The organism is Gordonia sp. N1V, from assembly GCF_029269935.1.
GTDB classification, from domain to species: domain Bacteria; phylum Actinomycetota; class Actinomycetes; order Mycobacteriales; family Mycobacteriaceae; genus Gordonia; species Gordonia polyisoprenivorans.
In genome coordinates, this window is record NZ_JARJDD010000002.1 from 197050 (window position 1) to 220947 (window position 23898).

At 67.1% G+C, this 23898-nt stretch carries 21 protein-coding genes; 14 read left to right on the forward strand and 7 right to left on the reverse strand.

Annotated features, from left to right (window positions below):
* Positions 1 to 21 precede the first annotated feature (21 nt).
* Positions 22 to 1404 carry an aminotransferase class I/II-fold pyridoxal phosphate-dependent enzyme gene (locus tag P3L18_RS03405; protein ID WP_276113243.1) on the reverse strand — a complete coding sequence of 461 codons (1383 nt, stop codon included), beginning with the start codon at positions 1402 to 1404 and terminating at the stop codon, positions 22 to 24.
* A 194-nt stretch (positions 1405 to 1598) separates the two neighbouring features.
* On the opposite strand from P3L18_RS03405, the gene P3L18_RS03410 reads away from it, so the two are divergent.
* From P3L18_RS03410 to P3L18_RS03435, 6 genes are read left to right on the forward strand one after another with little or no spacing between them, the layout of a single operon-like run.
* Positions 1599 to 2447 (forward strand): nitrilase-related carbon-nitrogen hydrolase, encoded by an 849-nt coding sequence (locus P3L18_RS03410; protein WP_006372472.1) that lies wholly within the window; start codon positions 1599 to 1601, stop codon positions 2445 to 2447.
* A 26-nt stretch (positions 2448 to 2473) separates the two neighbouring features.
* On the forward strand, positions 2474 to 3895 hold the full coding sequence (gene hydA / locus P3L18_RS03415) for a dihydropyrimidinase (protein ID WP_006372473.1): 1422 nt from the start codon (positions 2474 to 2476) through the stop codon (positions 3893 to 3895).
* Between the two features lie 7 nt (positions 3896 to 3902).
* On the forward strand, positions 3903 to 4928 hold the full coding sequence (locus P3L18_RS03420; RefSeq protein WP_079931255.1) for a TIGR03842 family LLM class F420-dependent oxidoreductase: 1026 nt from the start codon (positions 3903 to 3905) through the stop codon (positions 4926 to 4928).
* Position 4929: 1 nt separating this feature from the next.
* On the forward strand, positions 4930 to 6261 hold the full coding sequence (locus P3L18_RS03425; protein ID WP_276113244.1) for an aspartate aminotransferase family protein: 1332 nt from the start codon (positions 4930 to 4932) through the stop codon (positions 6259 to 6261).
* Positions 6258 to 7754 (forward strand): CoA-acylating methylmalonate-semialdehyde dehydrogenase, encoded by a 1497-nt coding sequence (locus P3L18_RS03430; protein ID WP_020172379.1) that lies wholly within the window; start codon positions 6258 to 6260, stop codon positions 7752 to 7754. Before P3L18_RS03425 ends, P3L18_RS03430 begins: the two co-directional genes overlap by 4 nt.
* A 24-nt stretch (positions 7755 to 7778) precedes the next feature.
* Positions 7779 to 9287 (forward strand): NCS1 family nucleobase:cation symporter-1, encoded by a 1509-nt coding sequence (locus tag P3L18_RS03435; protein WP_276113245.1) that lies wholly within the window; start codon positions 7779 to 7781, stop codon positions 9285 to 9287.
* 21 nt (positions 9288 to 9308) lie between these two features.
* On the opposite strand, the gene P3L18_RS03440 is transcribed toward P3L18_RS03435, so the two are convergent.
* The 3 genes from P3L18_RS03440 to P3L18_RS03450 form a co-directional block, all read right to left on the reverse strand.
* On the reverse strand, positions 9309 to 11021 hold the full coding sequence (locus P3L18_RS03440) for a protein kinase (RefSeq protein WP_253194115.1): 1713 nt from the start codon (positions 11019 to 11021) through the stop codon (positions 9309 to 9311).
* Between the two features lie 213 nt (positions 11022 to 11234).
* Entirely contained in the window at positions 11235 to 11717 is a 483-nt protein-coding gene (locus P3L18_RS03445) for an Hsp20/alpha crystallin family protein (RefSeq protein WP_276113246.1), read from the reverse strand.
* Positions 11718 to 11826: 109 nt separating this feature from the next.
* Positions 11827 to 12996, reverse strand: a complete 1170-nt coding sequence (locus tag P3L18_RS03450) for a nitrate ABC transporter substrate-binding protein (RefSeq protein WP_276113247.1) — start codon at positions 12994 to 12996, stop codon at positions 11827 to 11829.
* A gap of 340 nt (positions 12997 to 13336) precedes the next feature.
* On the opposite strand from P3L18_RS03450, the gene P3L18_RS03455 reads away from it, so the two are divergent.
* From P3L18_RS03455 to P3L18_RS03490, 8 genes are all read left to right on the forward strand, one after another.
* The gene (locus tag P3L18_RS03455) at positions 13337 to 14113 is read left to right on the forward strand and encodes an ABC transporter ATP-binding protein (RefSeq protein WP_276113248.1); all 777 of its coding nucleotides are present in this window, start codon (positions 13337 to 13339) and stop codon (positions 14111 to 14113) included.
* 149 nt (positions 14114 to 14262) lie between these two features.
* The gene (locus tag P3L18_RS03460) at positions 14263 to 15012 is read left to right on the forward strand and encodes an ABC transporter permease (protein WP_253194116.1); all 750 of its coding nucleotides are present in this window, start codon (positions 14263 to 14265) and stop codon (positions 15010 to 15012) included.
* A 39-nt stretch (positions 15013 to 15051) separates the two neighbouring features.
* Entirely contained in the window at positions 15052 to 16092 is a 1041-nt protein-coding gene (locus tag P3L18_RS03465; protein ID WP_276113249.1) for a 2-oxoglutarate and iron-dependent oxygenase domain-containing protein, read from the forward strand.
* Positions 16093 to 16114: 22 nt separating this feature from the next.
* Positions 16115 to 16765: a GntR family transcriptional regulator gene (locus P3L18_RS03470; protein WP_006372488.1), complete on the forward strand. Its 651-nt coding sequence runs from the start codon at positions 16115 to 16117 to the stop codon at positions 16763 to 16765.
* A 31-nt stretch (positions 16766 to 16796) separates the two neighbouring features.
* On the forward strand, positions 16797 to 18002 hold the full coding sequence (locus tag P3L18_RS03475) for a nucleotide pyrophosphatase/phosphodiesterase family protein (protein ID WP_276113250.1): 1206 nt from the start codon (positions 16797 to 16799) through the stop codon (positions 18000 to 18002).
* Between the two features lie 184 nt (positions 18003 to 18186).
* A complete protein-coding gene (groL, locus tag P3L18_RS03480) occupies positions 18187 to 19812 on the forward strand; it encodes a chaperonin GroEL (RefSeq protein ID WP_006372490.1) in 1626 nt (541 codons plus the stop codon).
* A 102-nt stretch (positions 19813 to 19914) separates the two neighbouring features.
* Positions 19915 to 20592 (forward strand): DsbA family oxidoreductase, encoded by a 678-nt coding sequence (locus tag P3L18_RS03485; protein ID WP_276113252.1) that lies wholly within the window; start codon positions 19915 to 19917, stop codon positions 20590 to 20592.
* On the forward strand, positions 20585 to 20767 hold the full coding sequence (locus P3L18_RS03490; protein WP_276113253.1) for a hypothetical protein: 183 nt from the start codon (positions 20585 to 20587) through the stop codon (positions 20765 to 20767). The genes P3L18_RS03485 and P3L18_RS03490 overlap by 8 nt, the downstream gene beginning before the upstream one ends.
* Before the next feature lie 3 nt (positions 20768 to 20770).
* On the opposite strand, the gene P3L18_RS03495 is transcribed toward P3L18_RS03490, so the two are convergent.
* From P3L18_RS03495 to P3L18_RS03505, 3 genes are read right to left on the reverse strand one after another with little or no spacing between them, the layout of a single operon-like run.
* On the reverse strand, positions 20771 to 21811 hold the full coding sequence (locus P3L18_RS03495; protein ID WP_276113254.1) for a 2,3-butanediol dehydrogenase: 1041 nt from the start codon (positions 21809 to 21811) through the stop codon (positions 20771 to 20773).
* A 48-nt stretch (positions 21812 to 21859) separates the two neighbouring features.
* A complete protein-coding gene (locus P3L18_RS03500) occupies positions 21860 to 22333 on the reverse strand; it encodes a flavin reductase family protein (RefSeq protein WP_079931266.1) in 474 nt (157 codons plus the stop codon).
* Positions 22330 to 23859 (reverse strand): fatty acyl-CoA synthetase, encoded by a 1530-nt coding sequence (locus P3L18_RS03505; RefSeq protein ID WP_276113255.1) that lies wholly within the window; start codon positions 23857 to 23859, stop codon positions 22330 to 22332. The genes P3L18_RS03500 and P3L18_RS03505 overlap by 4 nt, the downstream gene beginning before the upstream one ends.
* Positions 23860 to 23898: the final 39 nt, after the last annotated feature.

A 23898-nucleotide genomic window follows, 5' to 3' on the forward strand; every position in this document is an offset into this window, starting at 1 on the left:
CGACCCCACCACCGGCCCCGATCACCGCAACGGGTAGAAATCCGCCTGGTTTCCCGACGCCGCTGCCGCGAGGGTCGCCGCGACCCGCTCGACGTCGTCGCGCAGCGTGGCGATCGTGACGCGCACGTGGTCGCCGCCGCGCTGCGGCTCGACGATGAATGGATCACCCGGTGCGACCTGAATGCCGTTGGCGGCCAGATGGATCAATGCGTTGCGTTCGTCGGAGACCGGCACCCACACGTTGAGGCCGTCGGTGCCGCCCACATCGATTCCTCTGTCCGCCAACGCCTCGACCAGTGCTGCGCGGCGGGACCGATACGCCGCGCGGGCGTTGTCGACGGCGGCGACGGACGCCTCGTCGGTGAGCAGTTCATAGAGCACCCGTTGCAGCAGCCGCGGGGTCCAGCCGGGGCCGAGCATACGGGTGGCGGTGACCCGGTCGATCACCTCGCGCGGACCGGTCATCGCGGCGATCCGCAGGTCGGGGCCGTGTGACTTGGAGAAGCTGCGCACATGGACCACCTGATCGGGAAGCCACCGGCCCAGGCTGATGTCGGGGGCGGCCACGGCGGCGCCGCTGTGGTCGTCCTCGATGACGACGCACCGCGTCCCCCGGACGGCACGCGCGAGATCGCGTGCCCGGGCCGCGGTCATGCTGACACCGGTCGGGTTGTGGGCACGCGGCTGCAGGAGCGCCACGGTGGGCGCCTGGGTCATCGCGCGGGCGAACGCATCCGGATCGGGCCCGTGGCGGTCGACCGGCACCGGGATGTGCTGCAGGCCAAGGGTGTCGAGGAGGTCGAGGAACTGCGGGAACGTCGGGTCCTCGACGATGACGCGGTCACCGAAGCGGGTGACCGCCTGCAGTGAGCGGGTCACCGCGTCGAGGGCGCCGTCGACGACGGTCAGTGCCTGCGCCTTGGACGGCCAACGGGTGCGCAGCAGGTCGCCGAGCTCGGGAACCACGGGATGATCGTGATAGCTGGTCGTCGCGGCCCGCTCGGCCACATTCGACAGTGCGGCTTTCAGTTCGGGGAGCAGCTCGGGGTCCGGTGACCCCTTCGACAGGTCGAGCCCGATGCTGCCGTGGGTGCGGGCCATCGTCGCGGTGCGCGACACCCGGGGCACGTCCGGCGCGATGGCGCCGTCGGCGACGAACGTGCCGCTGCGTCCGCGCGAGACCACCAGGCCCGAGCGGGACAACGCCTTCCACCCGTAACTGACGGTCGCGGGGGAGACCCCGAGCTGGGCGGACAGGTCGCGCACCGTGGGCAGGCGATCACCCGGGACGAGTTCACCATTGCGGATCATCCGTCCGATGGCGCCGGCGATCCCCGCAGGTGTGGGGTCGTCGATCACGATGCGCTGCGGCGTCACCTCGGTGGTGGGGTCGTGCACGGTCATCGGATACCTCGGTGGGTCGGTCGGGGCGGTCGGTCGGGATCGAGAAGTGTCTTGTGAGGAGATTCTGTCGTTTCGGCCCCGCGGTCGTAACACATACTCCATAGTGAGAAATATTCCGGAAATGTTTACTCGCCAGAGTGTCATTTATTCAATCACAAGTTGACGAGTCCCACCGACGACGGAGGAAACAAGCGATGACCGTGATCAGAGCGGCGATCACCCAGGCGGAATGGACCGGGGACGAGGAGTCCATGGTCGTCAAGCACGAAGGCCTGGCCCGCGAGGCCGCGGCTCAGGGCGCGACCATCGTCTGCTTCCAGGAGCTCTTCCACGGTCCGTACTTCGGGATCGTCGAAGACGCCAAGTACTACGAGTACGCGCAGTCCGTCCCGGGCCCGCTGACCGAACGCTTCGCCGCGATCGCGAAGGAACTCGGCATCGTCATCGTGCTGCCGGTGTACGAGGAGCAGATGGCGGGCCTCTACTACAACACCGCCGCGGTCATCGACGCCGACGGCAGCTACCTGGGCAAGTACCGCAAGAACCACATCCCCGACGTCGACCGCTTCTGGGAGAAGTTCTACTTCCGGCCCGGCAACCTCGGCTACCCGGTCTTCGACACCGCGGTCGGCAAGGTCGGCGTCTACATCTGCTACGACCGGCATTTCCCCGAGGGCTGGCGGGAACTGGGCCTGAACGGCGCCGAGATCGTCTTCAACCCCTCGGCCACCAAACCCGGGCTCTCGAACCGCCTGTGGGAACTCGAGCAGCCCGCCGCCGCGGCCGCCAACCAGTACTTCGTCGCCGCCAACAACCGGATCGGCACCGAGAGTGGCGAATTCGGCGACAAGGCGGTTACCTTCTACGGCAGCTCCTACTTCGCCGACCCGCGCGGCAACTACGTCGGCGAGGTCGCCTCCACCGACACCGAGGAGATCGTGATCCGCGACCTCGATCTCGACCTGGTGCGCACGGTCCGCAACGACTGGCAGTTCTACCGCGATCGCCGCCCCGACAGCTACGACGCCATCCCCGCCCGCTGACCGCGCCTTCTCGCGAGAGGATCTCCATGGCAACCACATTCATCCACGGCGGCACCGTCGTCTCGGCCACCGGCAAGGGCACCGCCGACGTCCTGGTCGACGGCGAACGCATCGTCGCCCTGCTCGAACCCGGTTCGACGGTGCTCGGCGCCGATCTGGCCACCACCGCCGACACCGTCATCGACGCCACCGGCAAGTACGTCATCCCGGGCGGTATCGACGCACACACCCACATGTCGATGCCGTTCGGCGGCACGCAGGCCAGCGACACCTTCGAGACCGGCACGCGGGCCGCGGCGTGGGGTGGTACCACCACCATCATCGACTTCGCCGTGCAGAAGTTCGGTGAGCGACTGCAGGATTCGCTGGCCACCTGGCACTCGATGGCCGACGGCGAATGCGCGATCGACTACTCGTTCCACCAGATCGTGGGCGACGTCAACGCCGACTCGCTGGCCGCCATGGCCGGCCTGCAGGACGAGGGCATCACCAGTTTCAAACTGTTCATGGCCTATCCGGGCGTCTTCTACAGCGACGACGCGCAGATCGTGCGGGCCATGCAGGTCTCGGCCGAGACCGGCTTGCTGACCATGATGCACGCCGAGAACGGTCCGGCGATCGACGTCCTCGCCGAGCAACTCGTCGCCGCGGGCAAGACCGATCCGTACTATCACGGCATCGCCCGCGCCTGGCAGTTGGAGGAGGAGGCCACCCATCGGGCGATCATGCTCGGAAACCTCACCGGCGCACCGCTCTACATCGTGCACGTCTCGGCCAAGCAGGCCGTCGGCCAACTCGCCGCCGCCCGCGACGCCGGACAGAACGTCTACGGTGAGACCTGCCCGCAATACCTGTATCTCTCGCTCGAGGATCAGCTCGGCGCACCGGGGTTCGAGGGCGCCAAGTGGGTGTGCTCGACGCCGCTGCGATCCAAGCACGATCACCACCAGGACGAGGTGTGGCAAGCCCTGCGCACCAACGATCTGCAACTGGTGTCCACCGACCACTGCCCGTTCTGCATGAAGGGCCAAAAGGACATGGGCATCGGGGATTTCACCAAGATCCCCAACGGCATCGGCTCGGTCGAACACCGGATGGACCTGCTCTACCAAGGGGTGGTCGACGGCAAGATCAGCCTCGAACGCTGGGTGGAGATCACCGCGACCACCCCGGCCCGGATGTTCGGCCTCTACGGACGCAAGGGTGTCATCGCACCGGGCGCCGACGCCGACATCGTGATCTACGACCCCGCCGGGCACACGTCGATCGGCATGGGCAAAACCCACCACATGAACATGGACTACTCCGCGTGGGAGGGATACGAGATCGACGGCGCCGTCGACACCGTCCTGTCCCGCGGTTCGGTGGTCGTCGCAGACCGTGACTACGTCGGCACCAAGGGCCACGGGAAGTTCGTCCGCCGAGAACTCAGCCAGTACCTCATCTAGGAGCATCATGGATTTCGGAGTTGTCCTGCAGTGCCATCCGCCGTCGGCGCGCACCATCGCGCTCACCCGCCTCGCGGAATCGCATGGCTTCAGCCATGTCTGGACGTTCGACTCGCACGTGCTGTGGCAGGAGCCCTACGTGCTGTTCGCCCAGATGCTCGCCGAGACCCGGCGCGTCACGGTGGGGCCGATGGTCACCAATCCCGCGACGCGCGATTGGACGGTCACCGCATCGCTGTACGCCACGCTCAACGAGATGTACGGCAATCGCACCATCTGCGGTATCGGGCGCGGTGATTCGGCGGTCCGCGTCACCGGCGGCAAGCCGACCACCCTGCGTGATCTGCGCGAGTCGGTGAACGTCATCCGCGAACTCGGCAATTCCCGTGAGGTCGAGATCAACGGCTCCACGGTCCGATTCCCGTGGAGCTCCGGTTCGTCACTGCCGGTCTGGGTGGCCGCCTACGGCCCGAAAGCGCTGGCGCTGACCGGTGAGATCGCCGACGGATTCATTCTGCAACTCGCCGATCTCGACATCGCGTCGTGGATGATCGACACCGTCCGCTCCGCGGCCTCGGATGCCGGCCGCGACCCCTACGACGTGAAATTCTGTGTGGCAGCACCGATGTACGTCGGCGACGACCTCGATCACCAGCGTGATCAGTCCCGGTGGTTCGGCGGCATGGTCGGCAATCACGTCGCCGACATCGTCGAACGCTACGGCACCGACGGCTCGGTCCCGGCCGCCCTCACCGACTACATCAAGACCCGCGAGGGATACGACTACAACCAGCACGGCCAGGTCGGGAACACCCACGCCGACTTCGTCTCCGACGAGATCGTCGACCGCTTCTGCGTGCTGGGGACCGTCGAGGACCACCTCACCAAACTCGAGGCGCTCGGCAAACTCGGTGTCGACCAGTTCGCCGGCTACCTCCAACACGACAACAAGGAGGAGACGATGCGCATGTACGGCGAGCACATCATCCCGACCCTCACCCGCGGCGGCGTCGCCGTGCGAAAGGAGCAGTGAGATGAGCACTCTCGAGAGCTCGGTGCACGAGCGCGCCTATCAGCTCGACCGCCAGTACGTCTTCCATTCGTGGTCGGCGCAGGCCGATCTGAACCCGATGGTCATCACCGGCGGCAGCGGTTGCCGGGTGTGGGACGATGCCGGGCGCAGCTACCTGGACTTCTCCAGCCAGATGGTCAACACCAACATCGGGCATCAGCATCCGCGTGTGGTGGCGGCGATCGCCGAGCAGGCACAGACGTTGTGCACCATCGCCCCGGCGACGGCCAACCTCGCCCGCGGCGAGGCCGCCAAACGGATCGTCGACCGTGCCCCCGACGGGTTGAACAAGGTCTTCTTCACCAACGGCGGCGCCGACGCGGTGGAGAACGCGATCCGCATGGCCCGCCTGCACACCGGCCGTGACAAGGTGCTCAGCACCTACCGCTCCTATCACGGCAACACCGGTGCCGCCGTCGTCGCGACCGGCGACTGGCGACGCGTGCCCAACGAATTCGCGCGCGGCCACGTCCATTTCCACGGTCCCTACCTCTACCGTTCGGAGTTCTGGGCGAGCACCCCGGAGCAGGAATGCGAACGGGCACTGGCACATCTGGAGCGAACCATCGTCGCCGAGGGGCCCGCGAGCATCGCGGCGATCCTGCTCGAATCGGTACCCGGGACCGCGGGAATCATGGTGCCGCCGCCCGGCTACCTCGCCGGCGTGCGCGCGCTCGCCGACAAGTACGGCATCGTCTACATCGCCGACGAGGTCATGGCCGGATTCGGCCGCACCGGAACGTGGTTCGCCTTCGAACCGCACGACGTGGTGCCCGACCTCATCGCCTTCGCCAAGGGCGTCAACTCCGGATACGTGCCGATCGGCGGGGTCATCATCTCCGACGCCATCGCCGAGACCTTCGCCCACCGGGTCTTCCCGGGCGGACTGACCTACAGCGGGCACCCGCTGGCGGCGGCGTCGGTCGTCGCCGCCCTCGACGCCATGTCCGAGGAGGGCATCGTCGAGAATGCCGCACGCGTCGGCGCCGAGGTCATCGGACCCGAACTCGAGGCGCTGGCAGCGCAATTGCCGATCATCGGCGAGGTCCGCGGCGTCGGCGTGTTCTGGGCGATCGAGCTCGTCACCGACCGTGCCACCCGGGAACCGCTGCCCGCGGCGCAGGTGGCCGGACTGAAGTCCGAACTCGCCGCGCGCGGGCTGCTCGCGTTCACCGCCGAGAACCGCATCCACGTGGTCCCGCCGTGCATCGTCTCCGACGACGAGGTCCGCGAGGCCATGGCCATCTATCGAGAAGTACTGTCCAGCACGACGATCGAAGGAGTGACGAAGTGACCACCACGGTGCTCGACCATTACGTCGGGGGCAAGGCATGGGCGGGGGATTCCGAGCGCACCTCTCCGGTCTACGACCCGGCGCTCGGTGAGGTCAGCAAGCAGGTGCGGTTGGCCAGTGCCGCCGACGTCTCGCAGGCCGTCGCCACCGCCGTCGGCGCCTTCGACGGGTGGGCCAACGCCTCCATCGCGGCGCGTCAGGCAGTCATGCTCCGCTTCCGCGAACTGCTCGCCGCGCGGCGCGACGAGCTCGCCGAGATCCTGACCGCCGAGCACGGCAAGGTGCTCTCCGACGCGGCCGGCGAGATCGCGCGCGGACTCGAGGTCGTCGAGCTTGCCCTGAGCATGCCGCAGCTGTCCAAAGGTGAGTTCTCCCAGAATGTCTCGACCGGTGTCGACGTGTACTCGGTGCGCGAGCCGGTGGGCGTGGTCGGGATCATCAGCCCGTTCAACTTCCCGGCGATGGTGCCGCTGTGGTTCTTCCCGCTGGCCATCGCGGCCGGCAACACCGTGATCCTCAAGCCCAGTGAGAAGGACCCGTCCGCGGCGAACTGGCTCGCTGAGCTGATGACCGAGGCCGGTCTGCCGCCCGGAGTGCTCAACGTCGTACACGGCGACAAGGAGGCCGTCGACGCCCTGCTGACCCACCCGGACGTCCCGGCGATCTCCTTCGTCGGGTCCACACCGATCGCGCGGTACGTCTACGCCACCGGCACCGCACACGACAAGCGGGTGCAGGCACTCGGCGGTGCGAAGAACCACATGCTGGTGCTGCCCGACGCCGACCTCGACCTGGCCGCCGACGCCGCGGTCAACGCCGGATTCGGCAGTGCCGGTGAGCGATGCATGGCGGTGTCGGTACTGCTGGCGGTCGACTCGATCGCCGACGAGCTGATCGAGCGCATCGCCTCCCGGATGGCCGGCCTGCGCACCGGCGACGGCCGCAAGGGCTGCGACATGGGTCCGCTGATCACCGCGGCCCACCGCGACAAGGTGTCGGGCTACATCGACATCGCCAAGGCCGACGGCGCCCGCGTCGTCGTCGACGGTCGCGACGGCGAGTTCGACGGCGGCGCCGACGGATTCTGGCTGGGCCCGACGCTGCTCGACGGGGTGCCGCTCGACTCGGCGGCCTACACCGACGAGATCTTCGGACCGGTGCTCTCGGTGGTCCGGGTGCCCGGCTTCGCCGAAGGCGTCGAGATCATCAATGCTTCTCCCTACGGAAACGGCACGGCGATCTTCACCAACGACGGTGGGGCCTCCCGACGATTCCAGCGGGAGGTCACCGTCGGGATGATCGGGATCAACGTGCCGATCCCGGTTCCGGTGGCCTACCACAGTTTCGGGGGTTGGAAGGCGTCGCTGTTCGGCGACGCGAAGGCGTACGGCAGTGCCGGTTACGCCTTCTTCACACGGGAGAAGGCGGTCACATCGCGGTGGCTGGATCCGTCACACGGCGGCATCAACCTGGGTTTCCCCCAGCATGATTGACCCACTTCACTTTTCGGAGAACTGATGACCGACACAACAATTCAGCAGACGCCGGAGCGTTCGGCGCTGCTCAATGCAGATCTCGCGCCCACCGCGGAGGGCAAGGCCACCTGGCGCTCGTGGGATCTGTTCTGTCTGTGGATGACCTCGGCACACAGCCTGGGTAGCTACACCTTCGCCATCGGCATGCTCGCCCTGGGCCTGTCCGGGTGGCAGACGATGCTCGCGCTGTTCGTCGGCGTGCTCGGACTCTGGTTGGGCTCCAACCTGATCGGTGTCGCCGGGCAGAAGGTGGGCGTACCGTTCCCGGTGTTCGCCCGCGCCACCTTCGGCATCTTCGGCGCCAACATCCCCGCCCTGTTGCGCGGACTGGTCGCGGTGTTCTGGTACGGCATCCAGACCTACCTGGCATCGCTGGCGGTGATCGTGCTGATCGTGCGCATCTGGCCGGGCATGGAATCGTGGACCACCGGTGGTTTCCTCGGGCAGAGCCCGCTGGGCTGGATCACCTTCATGGTGCTCTGGGCGGTGCAGTTGCTGGTGCTCAGCTACGGCATGGAAATCGTCCGCAAGGCTTCGGATTTCGCGGGACCGGTGGTGTGGATCGGCATGATCGCGCTGGCCATCTGGATGTTCGAACAGGCCGACTGGAGCATCAACTGGCATGCGCGCGTCGGCGACGTGTTGTCGCTGCCGAGTACCATCGCCGCCTTCGTCGCCGTCGCCTTCCTGATGATCGCCTACATGGCCGGCCCGCTGGTCAACTATGCCGACTTCGCACGGTTCGCGCCGTCGAAGAAGGCGATCAAACGCGGCAACGCCCTGGGCATCCCACTCAACGAGACGGCATTCGTGGTGCTCTCGATCATCATCTCCTTGTGCTCGCTCAAGGTGTTCGGCGACGGCACCCTCGACCCGGTGGCGCTGGTGTCCAAGATCGACTCGAACGTCGTCGTGGTGATCGCCGCGGTGTTGTTCGCGATCGCCACCGTGGGCATCAACATCGTGCTGAACTTCGTCTCGCCGTCCTATGACATCAGCAACGTCGCGCCCAAGTACATCTCGTTCCGGACCGGCGGCATCATCACCGCGGTGCTCTCGATCGTGGTGTTGCCGTGGAAGGTCTGGGGTAGCGAGACCGCGATCGTGTACTTTCTCGGCGGTGTCGGTTCGTTGATGGGCCCGGTGTTCGGCATCCTCATCGTCGACTACTACCTGCTGCGCAGGGAGAAGACGAAGGTCGCCGATCTGTATTCGGTCGACCCCGACGGTGCCTACCACTTCACCCGGGGATTCAACCCGGCCGCGGTGGCGGCATTGGTGATCTCGGGTGTGGTGGCCGCGCTGGTGGCGCTGGTGCCCGAGTCGCAGAACATCACGGCGTTGAGCTGGCCGGTCGGCGCGGCGCTCGGCGCGATCCTGATGCTGGTCCTGAGCCGGTTCACCGGTGCGGGTCGGGTCGCGGGTCGCTCGACCGCCGACGTCCCGGTGGAGTCCGAAGTCGGAAGCGAGGTCACCGGCTCACAGGCGTGAGCCGCTGCGGCACCATCGTTCTCAGGCCCGCGTCCCCGTCGACACCTCGTCGTCGGCGACGCGGGCCTTGCCGGTGATCACGGCGTCGCCGAACACCACCGCATCGCCACCGACGTGGGCCTCCCCACTCACCTGGGCATTCCCGTGAACCCGTGCGCGCCCGTCGATCACGGTGCTGCCGCCGATGGTGGCCGCTCCGGAGATCCGGACGTGCCCACGCACCCGCGCATGACCGCCGACCCGGCAGTTCTCGGACAGGATGGCGTACTCGTCGACCAGTGCGTTCTCGGCGACCCGGCTGTGGCCGCAGACACGGGCGTTGCCGATGGCGCCGGCGTCGCCGTCGATGACCGCCTCCTCGTACACCCACGCGGTGCCCGATACCCGTGCGTGCCCGATGATCTCGGCATCACCGGAGATCCGGGCGCCGCCCGAGACGACGGCGTCGGCGAACACCGATGCATTGCCGTCAACCCGTGCGGTACCGCGGATCTCGGCACGATCGCCGACGAAGGCGTTGTCGCGGACGGCGGCATTGTCGGCGACCCGGGCCTCGCCGACCACCCACGCCTGGTCGCCGACCCACGCCTGATCGACGACGTTGTCCGCCGAGGCGACCCATCCGCCGAGATCACCTGCGCTCACCCGGTGTTGGGGGAGATCGCGGATCGCGCGAATCCGGCGGAGCGCCACGGTGTGCGAGGTGCCCGAGAGTGTGTAGGTGAATTCCTGTGCCGCACCGACGAATTCGATGTGCGAGGGCACCAGCGTCGGTATCGAACCCGACGAAACCTGGTTCTGGGCATAGGCATCGGCGGGCGAAGGCGCAGGTGGCGGCGCAGCGACCGACACCGGTGCAGGTGTAGCCGGCGTCGGAGTCGACAGGGCCACCGACAGTGCGTGAACGAATTCCGCGCACGATGGGTACCGCTCGCCGGGGGTCTTCGCGAGGGCGCGCAGGAAGACGGGGTCGATGGCCGGCGACAGGTCGGGACGCATCGCCGAGATCGACGGCGGCGGATCGACGAGGTGTGCCTTCATGATCGTCGCGACGGTGGGCCCCTGGAATGGTTTGCATCCGGTCAGCAGTTGGGCGGCCATACACGCCAGGCTGTACTGATCGGATCGGCCGTCGAGCTCGTGGGCCGAAAGTTGTTCGGGCGAGCAGTAGTCGAAGGTGCCGATGAAGGTACCGGCCGCGGTGAGCCCGTCGTCGGCACCGATCTGACGCGCGATGCCGAAGTCGCCGAGCAGGGTCTGGTCGATCTCGGTGTCGATGAGGATGTTGCCGGGTTTGACGTCGCGGTGCACGATGCCGCGGCGATGCCCGAAGTCCAGGGCGCGGGCGGTGTCGCGCAGCACGGCGAGCACGGTCGGCACCGGCATGCCCTGCGGTGCGTCGGCGACGAGTTGGGCGACCGACGTGCCGCGCACGAGACGCATGCTCATCCACAGCAGTCCGTTGTCGTCACCGCAGTCATAGATCGACACGATGTGCGGATGTTCGAGGGTCGCGGCGAGGTGCGCTTCGCGTCGGAACCGTTGGCGGAATCCGGGGTCGGCCGATACCGAGGCGTTGAGCACCTTGAGCGCGACCATGCGCGGTAGCCGCGGGTGATGGGCGGCGTAGACGGTACCCATGCCGCCTTGTCCGAGGATGTCGGCCACGCGGTATCCGGCGATCTGTCGCTCACCGGATCGTTGCATTCCCCGCGCCTCCACTGCATCGAGCACCGCACTTGTTGTCGGCGCGCGCCGCTTTTTCCCGCCGCACCGCCGTGCGTGACGTTAGCACCGGTATTGCGGAGAATGCGTGCTCGAGCGAGGGAGATGACACCGATCGAATGAGCACACCATTCCAGTGAGCGACTGTGCCGATCATGCAGCGGCGCCGCCCGGAAGAGTTCCGGGCGGCGCCGCTGGGGAAGGGTTGATGGGGCAGGGACGTCAGCTCGCGTCGGACGAGCCGTCGGTTATCTCGATGCGCCGGGCGACCGCGGGTGCGGCCTTGGTGAGCTCGAGACGCAGGACGCCGTCGGTGAGGGTGGCCTCGACCTTGTCGGCGTCGACCTCGCCCGGTACCCCGAGGCGATAGTCGAACTTGCCGGTGCGTCGGGTCTGATGGCGTACCTCGCCGGTGCGTTCGACCTCGGTGGTCTCACCGTGCACATGCAGGACGTTGTCGTCGAGTTCGACGCTGATGTCCTCACGCTTGATGCCCGGCAGCTCTGCCTCGACGATGTAGGCGCTCTCGGTCTCCTCGACGGTCACCGCCGGGGTCCACGCGTCGGCGAACCGCGTGGGTTCGAGCCCGGCGAAGGCGGTGTCGAAGAAGTCGAGCAGTCCGCGGTTGTCCTCGAACATCCGGAGCGGGCTCAAGAACGGGGTCGCGGCGCGACGGGCGGGAACGAGACGGCCGTTGGTTGCCATGATGATCTCCTTTGACTCGGGGGTGCTCCGTGTGGAGCAATATTATGTCAAGTTGAGCGCACCACTATCAAGTTTTATTCCCGTCGGCACCAACTGACATCGCCCCTGGTCAACGGACGTTCTGGTCGATGAACTCGGTGGTGTACAGCTGCGAGGCGGGCAGGGTGGCCGGCAGGTTCGCACCCGTCTTGTTCAACACCGGGATCAGCTCGTCGATGGAGGTCTGGGCCTTGGTGAGGTCGTAGCCACCCCAGACGCCCGCGGAATCCGGACCGATCACGCCCTTGTCCTTGAGCAGTTGCGCCGAGTAGGCGGCCTCGCCCTTGCTGTAGGGGGTAAACGCGACGTCCTGGCTGACCCAATCGGTGATCGTGGTGTTGATGGCCTCGGGTGCGGAGACATAGTTCTTGCCGGTCTGCTGGATCATCGGGACCAGCTTGGTCAGGCAGGCGCGCAGTGAGTCGAGTTTGTCGGCGCGCACGGTGACGTTCGAGGCGTACACGTCGTAGCCCGCGTCCTTGACCATCGCGTACGCGACGCGCTTGTCCCAGGACGGCGTCTCGTGCTCGTAGGTGTACGGCTCGGAGTTCGCGAAGCCCTGCTGTGCGATGGTCGGGTCGCCGACGAAGCGGGCCGGGGCGCCGTCGTATCCGGTGTCGAGCTGGCTCTGTTTGAGCAGGCCCTTGGCCACCAGCCACTGCGGGAAGACCTGGTCCTTGGACACCACGACGGTTGCGTCGGAGCGGCCGATATCGGCGATGGTCTTCCACGTCGGATGTGCCTTCGGGTCCCACATGAGGATCGACGGGTTGTACTGCAGCAGCGGTGTCACGCCGACGACGCGCTGGGCGGTCGCCGCCGAGACCATCTGATCGCCGTGCACCAAGCCGAGATCGATCGAATCGTCGGAGTACATCACCGAGGGCACCGATTGGAATCCGATCGCCGGCCCGCCGGCGCGCAGGGTGATGTCGACGCCGGTGTCCTTGCCGTCGAAGACGAGCGGGCCGGTGGCCGACTTCTGATCGGTGTTGACGCTGTAGCCCGGGCCGAGCAGGCCGATGACGCCGGCCATGTCGGATTGTGGCTGCCACTGGAGTTGCACCACAACATCTTTCGGGCACGATGCGGCGAGGTTGTACTGCGGAGGTGCGGGCGGAAGGCTCGACGCGGCGCCGGAGGTGCTCGACGAGTCGGTGCAGCCGGTGATGGCCGCGAGGCACGTGGCCACCGCGGCGGTGGCCACGGCGGCGCGGAGGGAAACGGTCGGGATTCGCAAGGGGTGCTCCTGGACTGGTTGGACCGAATGAACTGGGTGGAACGGATTGCATGTAAACGTAGGGCACGACGCCGTGTGGGGTCACTTGGCTACATGTAGTCGCCGCTGACCGTCCCTGATCCGTCAGAACGTCCACTGAGCTGGTAATAGTCTGGATTCGAACTGGTGGAGCCCACCAGTATGGGGCTGTGCGACACACAGAATTCACAGAGGGTCACGCGATTGCAATACATGTAATCAAGAATCATCACCACGCAGCCGATGTGGTCGCTACATGTAACGCGACCGCATCTCGACCTCGTCCACCCGCCAACTCGCCGGCCCAGCACCAGGAGCGCCCATGAGTCTCATCGACACCGTCAACGAGCCGGACGCCCGGCACCTGCGCAAGGGAGTGGTCATCTCGGTGGCCGGGGCGAGTAAACGATTCGAGTCCGGGACCGAAGCGCTTGCCGAGGTCGATCTCGACATCGCCACAGGCGATTTCGTCGCCGTGGTCGGTCCGTCGGGCTGCGGTAAGTCGACGCTGCTGCGGATGGCCGCCGGCCTCGAGTCGCCGACCTCCGGCAGCGTCGCCCTCGCCACCGACTCGGTCGGCGTGATCTTCCAGGAACCCACCCTGCTCGGGTGGCGTTCGGTGCAGGCGAACGTCGAGCTGTGTGCCGAACTCGCCGGAATGCCCAAGGCGCAACGCAGATCCCGCGCCGCCAACGCCATCGAGGCGGTTGGGCTCACCGGGTTCGAGAAACAGCTGCCGCGCATGCTCTCCGGCGGTATGAAGATGCGGGTGTCGTTGGCGCGCATGCTCGCCAAGGACCCCGAGGTGATGTTGCTCGACGAGCCGTTCGGCGCGCTCGACGAGATGACCCGCCTCGACATGCAATCGGAGTTGCTGCGGCTCTACACCGCACACCGATTTACCGCGATGTTCATCACCCACTCGATGTCGGAGGCGGTGTTCCTGGCCAATCGGGTCATCGTCATGTCCGCGCGGCCCGGCCGCATCGTCGCCGATCTGCGCATTGACTTCCCCTATCCGCGCGACCCCGAACTGCGATTCGACCCGGCCTTCACCACTCACGTGGCCGAGGTCTCCACAACCTTGCGAGGTGCATGATGACCCTGACAAGCGCTGTCCCGAGGAAGAACTCGCCCCCGAAGAAGAACTCGGCCCCGAAGGAGAAAATGGCCCCGGCGACGGATTCCGCCGCGGTGCCGCGCGCGGCGTCGCCGGGAACTGCGGCCCGCGCCCGCAAGGTCCTGGCGATGGTGGCACCCCCGGCGCTGTCGTTCGGTGTCGGGATTGCCCTGTGGTACCTCGTCAGCTACCAGATCCTGAGCCCTGAGCGACGATTCCTGCTGCCCCCACCGCATCAGGTGCTGACCACCTCGCTGCTCGACAAGGCCCACGTCGACCCCATGCTCGACGCGCTGCTCGTCACCGCGCGGGTCAGCCTGGTGGGATTCGTGGTGGCTGCGGTGCTCGGCGTGGGCATCGGCGTCGTGATGAGTCGCGGGGCATTCCTCGAACGCGCCATCTACCCGTGGGCGGTGGTGGCCCAGGTGATCCCGGTGCTGGCCATCGTGCCGCTCATCGGATTGTGGTTCGGCTACGGCATGACCGCCCGAACCATCGTGTGCGTCGTCATCGCGATCTTCCCGATCATCGCCAACACCCACTTCGGGCTGATGTCGGTGGACCGCGGAGCCCACGAACTGTTTACCCTGTCGCGCGCATCGATGCCCGCCCGGCTGTGGAAACTCGAACTGCCCTCGGCACTTCCGGCGATCATGACCGGTTTCCGTACCGCGTCGGGTCTCGTCGTCGTCGGTGCGATCATCGGCGACATGTTCTTCGCCAAGGGCCAGCCCGGCATCGGTACCCTGCTCGACATCTACCGCTCGCGACTGCAATCGGAGGATCTCATCGCCGCGATCATCCTCGCGTCGCTGTTCGGGATCGCGGTGTTCGCCGTGTTCAGCGTGCTCAATGCGCTCGTGCACCGGCGCCGCTGATCAGACCCGCTCACATCCCACTTCCGAAAGAGGCTCACCATGTTTCACGTCCCCGTCATCGACATCTCCGCGTACCGGGACCCGCACGCCGACCCGTCGGCGCGTGCCGAGATCGCCCGTGCCCTCGACGAGGCCTGCGCCGGAGTCGGTTTCATCCAGATCGTCGGCCACGGCGTCGCACCGGAGGTGATGACCGGCCTGGCCGATGCACTCGACGAGTTCTACGCCCTGCCGCTGGAGGTCAAGAAGCGCTACACCCGGGCGGGGGAGAATCGCGGTTACAGTCCGCCCAAGAGCGAGTCGCTGAGCATGAGTCTCGGTGTGGCCGCAGCGAATCAGATGAACGACTTCTACGAGGCGTTCACCGTCGGCTCCGAACGTGACTGGTATCCGGGGGTGTCCAGGCTGCCGGTGGTGAGCTATCCCGACAACACCTGGCCCGACGCGGCACCGGGGTTCCGGCCGGCCGTCGAGCGGTGGTTCGACGAGGCGCGCACCGTGTCCCGAATCCTGTTGTGCGCGTTCACCGATGCGCTCGGTCTTCCCGATGGGTACTTCGCGTCGATGGTCGACCACTCCATCGACGCGCTGAAGATGAACAACTACACCCTGCCCGAGGGGGAGATCGACCTGATCGGTGAGCTCACCGGGATGGGCGCGCACACCGACTTCGGGATCCTCACCGTGTTGTGGGCCGATCAGGTGCCCGGGCTACAGGTCCTCGACCACGACGGCGTCTGGCACGACGTCGAGCCCGCCGACGGTGCGCTCATCGTGAATCTCGGCGACGCGATGGCACGCTGGACCAACGACCGGTGGCGTTCGACGATCCATCGCGTCGATCCGCCGGTCGTCGACGGTCGTATCCTGCGCCGGCGTTCGGCGGCGTTCTTCTTCGACGGCAACCACGACGCCGTCATCGAGACCCTGCCCGGATGTGCTCGCACCGATCAGCCCGGATACCCGCCGATCACCATCGCCGACAACATCAATGCCAAGCTGGCCGGCATGAAGTCGGGGATCGCACCGCAGGGTGCCGAGCGGGAGGCGGCGCGCGTCGGCGCGGCACGCCCGGCGTGAGCGCCGATTACGCTGCAAGACGATGAGCGTCGACAACAGCGATGGGGCACTGCTGACCCAGGCCGTCCTGCGTCGGCTGCGCGACGAGATCTTCGACGGGACGATGGCCCCGGGGACGCCACTGAGCGTGCCCGGGCTCGCCACCCGGCTCGAGGTGTCGCGCAGCCCGGTGCGCGAGGCGGTGCAGCAACTCGTCGTCGAGGGTCTCGCCGAATACACCCCGCGCGTCGGGGCCAAGGTCGCGGTGCTCGACGAGGACATGCTGCGCCAGGTGTTCGAGGTTCGCGAGGTGCTCGACGGCCTCGCCGCCCGGCAGGCCACCGCCCGCGTCACCTTCGCCGACCTCGAGATCCTGTGGGAGCACGTGCGCCGTCAGGAGGAGATGCTCGACAGTCCCGCCGACCATCGGCGCGACGCCGAACTCGACCTCGACTTCCACACCGCGGTCCGTACGCTCTCGGGCAACAAACCGCTGTGCGACGCCCTGCTCAAACTCGACACCCAGTCGCACCTGTACCGCTCGGACATGTGGGCACTCGAGGTCAACCGCCGGCTCGCGGTCACCGAACACCGCCGGATCGTCGCCGCGCTGGAGGCCGGTGACGCCGACGGCGCGCAGCGCGCCGCATGCGCGCACGCGGCGGGCGTACTGGTACGGCTGTTGCGGTCCTGACCGCGCGCCGGTTCGTGCACAATGGCGGGTCATGACCACCGACATCCCCGGCGAGTCGCTCGACGAACTCCCACCGACGCAGTGGGCCGGCCACCCCAACACCCTTGCCGGTGTAATGGGTTGGGCCGCAGGTGTGTTGGGTGTCGGTCCGCAACCGGTTGCGTCGATGCCGCAAGTCGCGGCCGCCGACGTCGTACTGCTGCTCGTCGACGGTCTCGGTGATCGGCTGCTGCACCGTCATGCCGATGTCGCGCCGACGCTGTCGGCGCTGCACGCCACCACCCTGCGGGCCGGGTTCCCGGCCACCACCGCCACCTCCATCACCAGCCTGACCACCGGTACCGCATGCGGCCTGCACGGCATCATCGGTTACGCCTTCCGGCCCGACGACCATTGCCGCACCACGGGTCCGCGCCGGATGCTCAACGCGTTGCGTTGGACCATGGACGCCGCCGACGGACCATCGGCCATGGCCACCTATCCACCCGATCTCGTCGCCCCACTCGCCGGTGCGCTCGCCGGACTCGCCGAGCACGGGGTGTCGATCAGCTACGTGATGCCCGGGGAGTTCCGCGGAACCGGCTTGACCCAGGTGGCCTTCCGCGCCACCGGACGCCATCTGGCCGCCAATACACCCGACCTCGTTCGTGAGGGTGTGGGCACCGCGCTGGCGCGGCGGTCGGGTCGACGGGGCTTCGTCTACGCCTACCTCTCCGACCTCGACGCCGCCGGACACCGATACGGCCCCGGCTCGGAGGAATGGGTGCGCACCCTGTGCACGGTCGACGCGCTCGTCGCCGACCTGGTCGCCGATCTGCCGGCCGACGCCGTGCTCGCGGTCACCGGTGATCACGGCATGCTCGCCGCGGGCCGGCGCGTCGACCTCGACGCGGACCCGCTCTGGACGGCCGGGGTGGAGATGATCGCCGGGGAACCGCGGGTGCGCCACCTCTATGTCGCCCACGGTGCCCGCGACGACGTCCTCGCCACGTGGACGGCCGAACTCGGCGCCGAAGCCCGCGTCGTCACGCGCGAGCAGGCCGTCGACGAAGCGTGGTTCGGCATCGCGGTCGACCCGGACATCGCGCAGCGGATCGGCGATGTCGTGGCCGTCGCCCGCGACCGCACCGTGCTGGTCCGCGGCGACGTCGAACCGCTCGAGGCGAGGATGATCGGGCACCACGGCGCGTGGACCGCCGACGAACAACTCGTGCCGCTGCTCGTGGCTCACGGTTGACGGGTCCGACCAGACCTTGCACTCGCCATGGTCGAGTGCTAAAACGGACGTTGGCACTCACGGACCGTGAGTGCCAGGTCGGGACGGTGAGATCGGTTCCGAATGACACACCGGTCGTCCGTCGCGGGCACCGAGTCCGGCCATAGATACCTGGTGTCACCCCCTATCGGAGGATCACTTACCCATGGCCAAGCAAATCGCGTTCGACGAAGAGGCCCGCCGGGGCCTCGAGCGGGGCCTCAACAGCCTCGCCGACGCTGTCAAGGTGACGTTGGGCCCCAAGGGTCGCAACGTCGTTCTGGAGAAGAAGTGGGGCGCCCCCACCATCACCAACGATGGTGTCTCCATCGCCAAGGAAATCGAGCTCGAGGACCCGTACGAGAAGATCGGCGCGGAGCTCGTCAAGGAAGTTGCCAAGAAGACCGACGACGTCGCGGGTGACGGCACCACCACCGCCACCGTGCTCGCCCAGGCGCTCGTGCGCGAGGGTCTGCGCAACGTCGCCGCCGGCGCCAACCCGCTCGGCCTCAAGCGCGGCATCGAGAAGGCCGTCGAGGCCGTCACCGAGTCGCTGCTCAAGAGCGCCAAGGAGGTCGAGACCAAGGAGCAGATCGCTCAGACGGCCGGCATCTCCGCGGGCGACGCATCGATCGGTGAGCTCATCGCCGAGGCGATGGACAAGGTCGGCAAAGAGGGCGTCATCACCGTCGAGGAGTCCAACACCTTCGGGCTGCAGCTGGAGCTCACCGAGGGCATGCGCTTCGACAAGGGCTACATCTCGGGCTACTTCGTGACCGACGCCGATCGTCAGGAAGCCGTCCTCGAGGACCCCTACATCCTGCTCGTGTCGGGCAAGGTCTCGACCGTCAAGGACCTGCTGCCGCTGCTGGAGAAGGTCATCCAGGCCGGCAAGCCGCTGCTGATCATCGCCGAGGACGTCGAGGGCGAAGCCCTTTCGACCCTGGTCGTCAACAAGATCCGTGGCACCTTCAAGTCCGTCGCCGTCAAGGCCCCGGGCTTCGGTGACCGTCGCAAGGCCATGCTGGCCGACATCGCCATCCTCACCGGTGGCGAGGTAATCAGCGAAGAGGTCGGCCTCTCGCTCGAGGGTGCAGGCGTCGAGCTGCTCGGTACCGCCCGCAAGGTCGTCGTGACCAAGGACGAGACCACCATCGTCGACGGCGCCGGTGATGCCGACGCGATCGCCGGTCGCGTGGCGCAGATCCGCACCGAGATCGAGAACAGCGACTCCGACTACGACCGTGAGAAGCTGCAGGAGCGCCTGGCCAAGCTGGCCGGCGGTGTTGCGGTCATCAAGGCGGGCGCGGCCACCGAGGTCGAGCTCAAGGAGCGCAAGCACCGCATCGAGGACGCCGTCCGCAACGCGAAGGCTGCCGTCGAAGAGGGCATCGTCGCCGGCGGTGGCGTGGCCCTGCTGCAGTCCGAGCCGGCCATCGACGCACTCTCGCTCGAGGGTGACGAGGCCACCGGCGCCAACATCGTCAAGGTTGCGCTGTCGGCTCCGGCCAAGCAGATCGCCTTCAACGCCGGGCTCGAGCCGGGCGTCGTCGCCGACAAGATCCTCAACTCGCCGAAGGGCACCGGCCTCAACGCCGGCACCGGCACCTACGAGGACCTGCTGGCCGCAGGCATCAACGACCCGGTGAAGGTCACCCGCTCGGCGCTGCAGAACGCAGCCTCGATCGCGGCGCTGTTCCTCACCACCGAGGCCGTCGTCGCCGACAAGCCGGAGAAGAACCCGGCCCCGGCCATGCCGGGTGGCGACGAGATGGGCGGCATGGGCTTCTGAGCCCGGTCTCCCTCTGACGCACGACAGTACGAAGGCCGGTCACCCCACGGGGGTGGCCGGCCTTCGGCGTTGTCTGCCGCGCGTGGCCGGAATGCCGGCCCGATGACGACGGTTGAACGGCTCGTGAGTTCAACGATCCCCGTCGACGTGTGGTCCGACATCGCCTGCCCGTGGTGCTACATCGGGAAGCGGAAGTTCGAGGCCGGTCTCGCCGAATCCGGTCTCGCCGATCGCGTCACCGTCACCTATCACAGCTTCGAGCTGGCCCCCGACACCCCGGTCGACTTCGACGGCACCGAGGTCGACTTCCTCGTCGGCCACAAGGGCATGCCGCGCGATCAGGTCGGGCAGATGCTGGCGCAGGTCACCGCGATCGCCGCCGAGGCGGGACTGACCTACGACTTCGACGCGCTACAGCACACCAACACGCTCAAGGCGCACGAACTGCTGCATTTCGCGAAAGCCCGAGGGCGCCAGCTCGACATGGCCGAACGACTGTTCCGCGCGTACTTCACCGAGGGCCGGTATGTGGGACGGGCCGCCGATCTCGCCGATCTCGCGGCCGACATCGGACTCGACCGCGACGCCGCGCTTCGCGCCCTGACCGACGGCACCTACACCGACGCCGTGGCCGCCGACATCGCGCAGGCCCGTGCGTACGGCATCAGTGGCGTCCCGTTCTTCGTGATCGACGGACGTTACGGTCTCTCGGGCGCGCAGTCGCCGGAGACCTTCGCCGACGCATTGCGCACGGTGGCGCGGGAGCGCGCCGATGCCTGAGGAGTCACGCGTCGAGGAAGAAGGCGTGACGCACAACGAATCCGCAGCCCCTGCACACGGGTTCGCCATGCTCGGTGGGCACGGGGCCGTGTGCAGGGACGGCGTCTGTGAGATCCCGACGGCAGCAGGCGACGAGTCGGGCGCCCGACGCGCAGTCCTGGGAACCGACCGCTGAGCCCTACGGCTCGATGAGGACCTTCATTTTCTTCCCGGCGTGCAGTGCGTCGAAGCCCTCGGCGACGACGTCGTCGATCGGCACCGTGGTGACCCAACCTGTGGTGTCGTAATGCCCGGCCGCCATCAGTTCGATGACCGCGTCGAAGTCGGCGGACGTGTAGCCCAGTGAGCCCTGCATGCGGGACTCGCCGAACAGCAGGCTGAGCAACGGGGTCTCGATCGGCTTCTCGTAGACGGCGACACAGATGAAGGGCGAACGTGCTGCCAGACATGCCAATCCGGTCGCCACGGTCGCGGTGACGCCTGCGGCGTCGAACACCGCGTCGGCGCCACGGCCATCGGTGTCCTTCGCGATCACCGCGACGACGTCGTCGGTGGTCGGATCGAGCACGCGCGCACCGAGAGCGGCGATGGCCTCGCGACGCGGGGCCGACGGTTCCACGACGGTGACGTCGGTGAGCCCCAGCCCGCGAAGTGCGTACCACAGCCCGATGCCGATGGGCCCGGCCCCGAAGACGAGGGCGTGATCGCCCGGGCCGACCTCACCGAGGCAGGCGGCGTGGTAGGCCACCGACATCGGCTCGACCAGTGCGCCGAGTTCCAGCGGCAGATCGTCGGGCAGCTTGTGCAGCATGTGAGTGGGTACGACGGTGTACTCGGCCATCCCGCCGTCGGCCATCAACCCGTGGAAGCCTATCTGGGCGCAGGTGTTGTAATGCCCGCTCGTGCATCGGTCGCACGTGCCGCAGGAGTAGATGGGCTCCACAGCAACCCGGTCACCGACTGCGAATCCCTGGACATCCGAACCGATTTCGGTGATGGTCCCAGAGAACTCGTGGCCCAGGATCAGCGGTGCCTGCTGCCCGGTCAGCGGGTGCGGTTCGGTGGGGATGTTGAGGGGGCCGGCATAGTATTCGTGGAGATCCGACCCGCAGATCCCGTTGAATCCCACCTTGATCTTGACCTGGCCGGTCGAGGGTGTCGGTTCGTCGGCATCGACGATCTCGACGTGTTGTTGTCCGTAGAACATTGCTGCGCGCATGATGTTTTCCTGCGATTCGGTTTCTCGGGAGATGGGGGAGTGTGGGGGTCACGCACAGTTGAGCTGTGCGAACTCGCCGCGATGAAAGATCAACGGCGCCACCGAACTGTCGGCGGCGAGTTCGGACACCCGGCCGTGGACGACGACGTGATCGCCGCCGTCGCCGATCGATGCGACCTCGGCCTCGATCCAGGCGCAGGCGCCCTCGACGCGCGGTGCGCCGTTGTGGCCGGGCGCCCATGTGACACCGGCGAACTTGTCGCCGCCGGAACGGGCGAAGCCGAGTGCGAGGTCGGCCTGATCGTGGCCGAGGACGTTCACACAGAATCGTCCGGCAGCCTCGATCCGCGGCCACGTCGTCGACGTCCGGGCAGGCAGGATCAGCACCATCGGCGGGTCGAGAGACAGGGACGAGAACGACTGGCAACAGAATCCGCTGGGACCCTCCTGCGTCATCGCGGTCACGACGGTCACCCCGGTGGGGAAGTGCCCCAACACATGTCGGAAATCCTCGAGGCTCATCGGGCCACCTCGCCGACCGGTGCGTCGAGGACGTCGCGACGGATCTCGCGTTTGAGGATTTTGCCGGAGGCGTTGCGCGGAAGGCTCTCGACGAAGTGGATCTGCTTGGGCACCTTGTATCCTGCCAATTGTTCGCGGGTGTGCGCGATCAGTTCGGCCTCTTCGACCTCGCCGGAACGCACCACGAAGGCCGCGATCGCCTCGATCCACTTCTCGTCGGGGACACCGATGACCGCCACCTCGGCGACCGCCGGATGGGTGTAGAGGGCATCCTCCACCTCACGCGAGGCCACCAGGATTCCTCCGGTGTTGACGACGTCCTTGATGCGGTCGACGACGGTGACGTAGCCCTCGTCGTCGATCGTGACCAGGTCACCGGAATGAAACCAGCCGTCGCGGAAGGCTTCTGCCGTTGCGGTGGGATTGTTCCAGTAACCGTCGCACAATTGCGGCGAGCGGTAGACGACCTCACCGCTGTCTCCCGGTGCCACGTCGTTGCCGTCGGTGTCGACCACCCGTAACTCCACGTTGAGCACCGGAAGGCCGCACGAGGCGGGCCGGGCGGCATGGCCCTCGGGCCGCAGAACGGTTGCCAGCGGACCGATTTCACTCTGACCGAAGGCGTTGTAGAAGCCGAGATCCGGCAGTCGTTCCTGTAGGCGCGCCAGCACGGGAAGCGGCATGATCGACGCACCGTAGATCGCCTTGCGCAACGACGAGAGATCACGCGTCGCCAGATCCGGGTGCTGCGACAACGGAACCCAGACCGTCGGCGCGAGGAAGATCGACCCGATCCGCTCGGACTCGATCAGACGCAGAACCGTGGGAACATCCGGGGCCTTGATGAGGCGATTGGTCGCGCCGATCGCGATGTAGGGCATCATCAGGACGTGCATGCCGGCCGAGTGGTAGAGCGGCATGGCATGCAGTGGGTTGTCGTCCCGGGCGTAGTCGAGTGCCTCGATGGAGGAGAAGTACTCGTGGATCAGCGCCCGATGCGACATCATCGCTCCCTTGGGGCGCGAGGTGGTCCCCGAGGTGTAGAGCAGCTGCACCAGATCGGTGTCGGCGATCTTGATGTCGACCACCGGAACCGCGCCGGTCGTCGAGGATTCCAGCAGGCCGTCGGGGCCACCGTGCAGCGGGCTGTGTGCCACCGACGACGCCGCGCTCACATATGTCGCCAGATCCGGATCGACGAGTACCAGTGCGGCGCCCGAATCGTCGATCAGATACCGCAATTCCTCACCGGTCAGCGCATAGTTGACCGGGACGTGGACGAGGCCGGCGCGTGAGCACGCCAGGAACGCCACCAGATACGCATCCGAATTACGGCCGTAGGTGGCCACCCGATCGCCGTGGACGAGCCCCCGCGACAGCAGGGCATGCGCCGCGCGGGTGACCATGTCGTCGAGTTCGGAGTAGGTCCACGAACGCTCGTCGAAGACGATCGCCGTGACGTTCGGGTAGCGCCGTGCGGTCCGCCGCAGAATCGCGTCGACGGTACTGGATCGCAAGTCAGTCATGATGGGAGACAACTCTTTCCATAGAATTTCCAGACCTGG

Bases quoted from the DNA above. Each gene is read 5' to 3' on its own strand.
- P3L18_RS03405 (WP_276113243.1), bottom strand. From the start codon at position 1,404: ATGACCGTGCACGACCCCACCACCGAGGTGACGCCGCAGCGCATCGTG.
- P3L18_RS03470 (WP_006372488.1), top strand. From the start codon at position 16,115: ATGAGCGTCGACAACAGCGATGGGGCACTGCTGACCCAGGCCGTCCTG.
- P3L18_RS03475 (WP_276113250.1), top strand. From the start codon at position 16,797: ATGACCACCGACATCCCCGGCGAGTCGCTCGACGAACTCCCACCGACG.
- P3L18_RS03500 (WP_079931266.1), bottom strand. From the start codon at position 22,333: ATGAGCCTCGAGGATTTCCGACATGTGTTGGGGCACTTCCCCACCGGG.
- P3L18_RS03505 (WP_276113255.1), bottom strand. From the start codon at position 23,859: ATGACTGACTTGCGATCCAGTACCGTCGACGCGATTCTGCGGCGGACC.
- groL (WP_006372490.1), top strand. From the start codon at position 18,187: ATGGCCAAGCAAATCGCGTTCGACGAAGAGGCCCGCCGGGGCCTCGAG.
- P3L18_RS03460 (WP_253194116.1), top strand. From the start codon at position 14,263: ATGGTGGCACCCCCGGCGCTGTCGTTCGGTGTCGGGATTGCCCTGTGG.
- P3L18_RS03445 (WP_276113246.1), bottom strand. From the start codon at position 11,717: ATGGCAACCAACGGCCGTCTCGTTCCCGCCCGTCGCGCCGCGACCCCG.
- P3L18_RS03410 (WP_006372472.1), top strand. From the start codon at position 1,599: ATGACCGTGATCAGAGCGGCGATCACCCAGGCGGAATGGACCGGGGAC.
- P3L18_RS03455 (WP_276113248.1), top strand. From the start codon at position 13,337: ATGAGTCTCATCGACACCGTCAACGAGCCGGACGCCCGGCACCTGCGC.
- P3L18_RS03425 (WP_276113244.1), top strand. From the start codon at position 4,930: ATGAGCACTCTCGAGAGCTCGGTGCACGAGCGCGCCTATCAGCTCGAC.
- hydA (WP_006372473.1), top strand. From the start codon at position 2,474: ATGGCAACCACATTCATCCACGGCGGCACCGTCGTCTCGGCCACCGGC.
- P3L18_RS03485 (WP_276113252.1), top strand. From the start codon at position 19,915: ATGACGACGGTTGAACGGCTCGTGAGTTCAACGATCCCCGTCGACGTG.
- P3L18_RS03420 (WP_079931255.1), top strand. From the start codon at position 3,903: ATGGATTTCGGAGTTGTCCTGCAGTGCCATCCGCCGTCGGCGCGCACC.
- P3L18_RS03465 (WP_276113249.1), top strand. From the start codon at position 15,052: ATGTTTCACGTCCCCGTCATCGACATCTCCGCGTACCGGGACCCGCAC.
- P3L18_RS03435 (WP_276113245.1), top strand. From the start codon at position 7,779: ATGACCGACACAACAATTCAGCAGACGCCGGAGCGTTCGGCGCTGCTC.
- P3L18_RS03495 (WP_276113254.1), bottom strand. From the start codon at position 21,811: ATGCGCGCAGCAATGTTCTACGGACAACAACACGTCGAGATCGTCGAT.
- P3L18_RS03490 (WP_276113253.1), top strand. From the start codon at position 20,585: ATGCCTGAGGAGTCACGCGTCGAGGAAGAAGGCGTGACGCACAACGAA.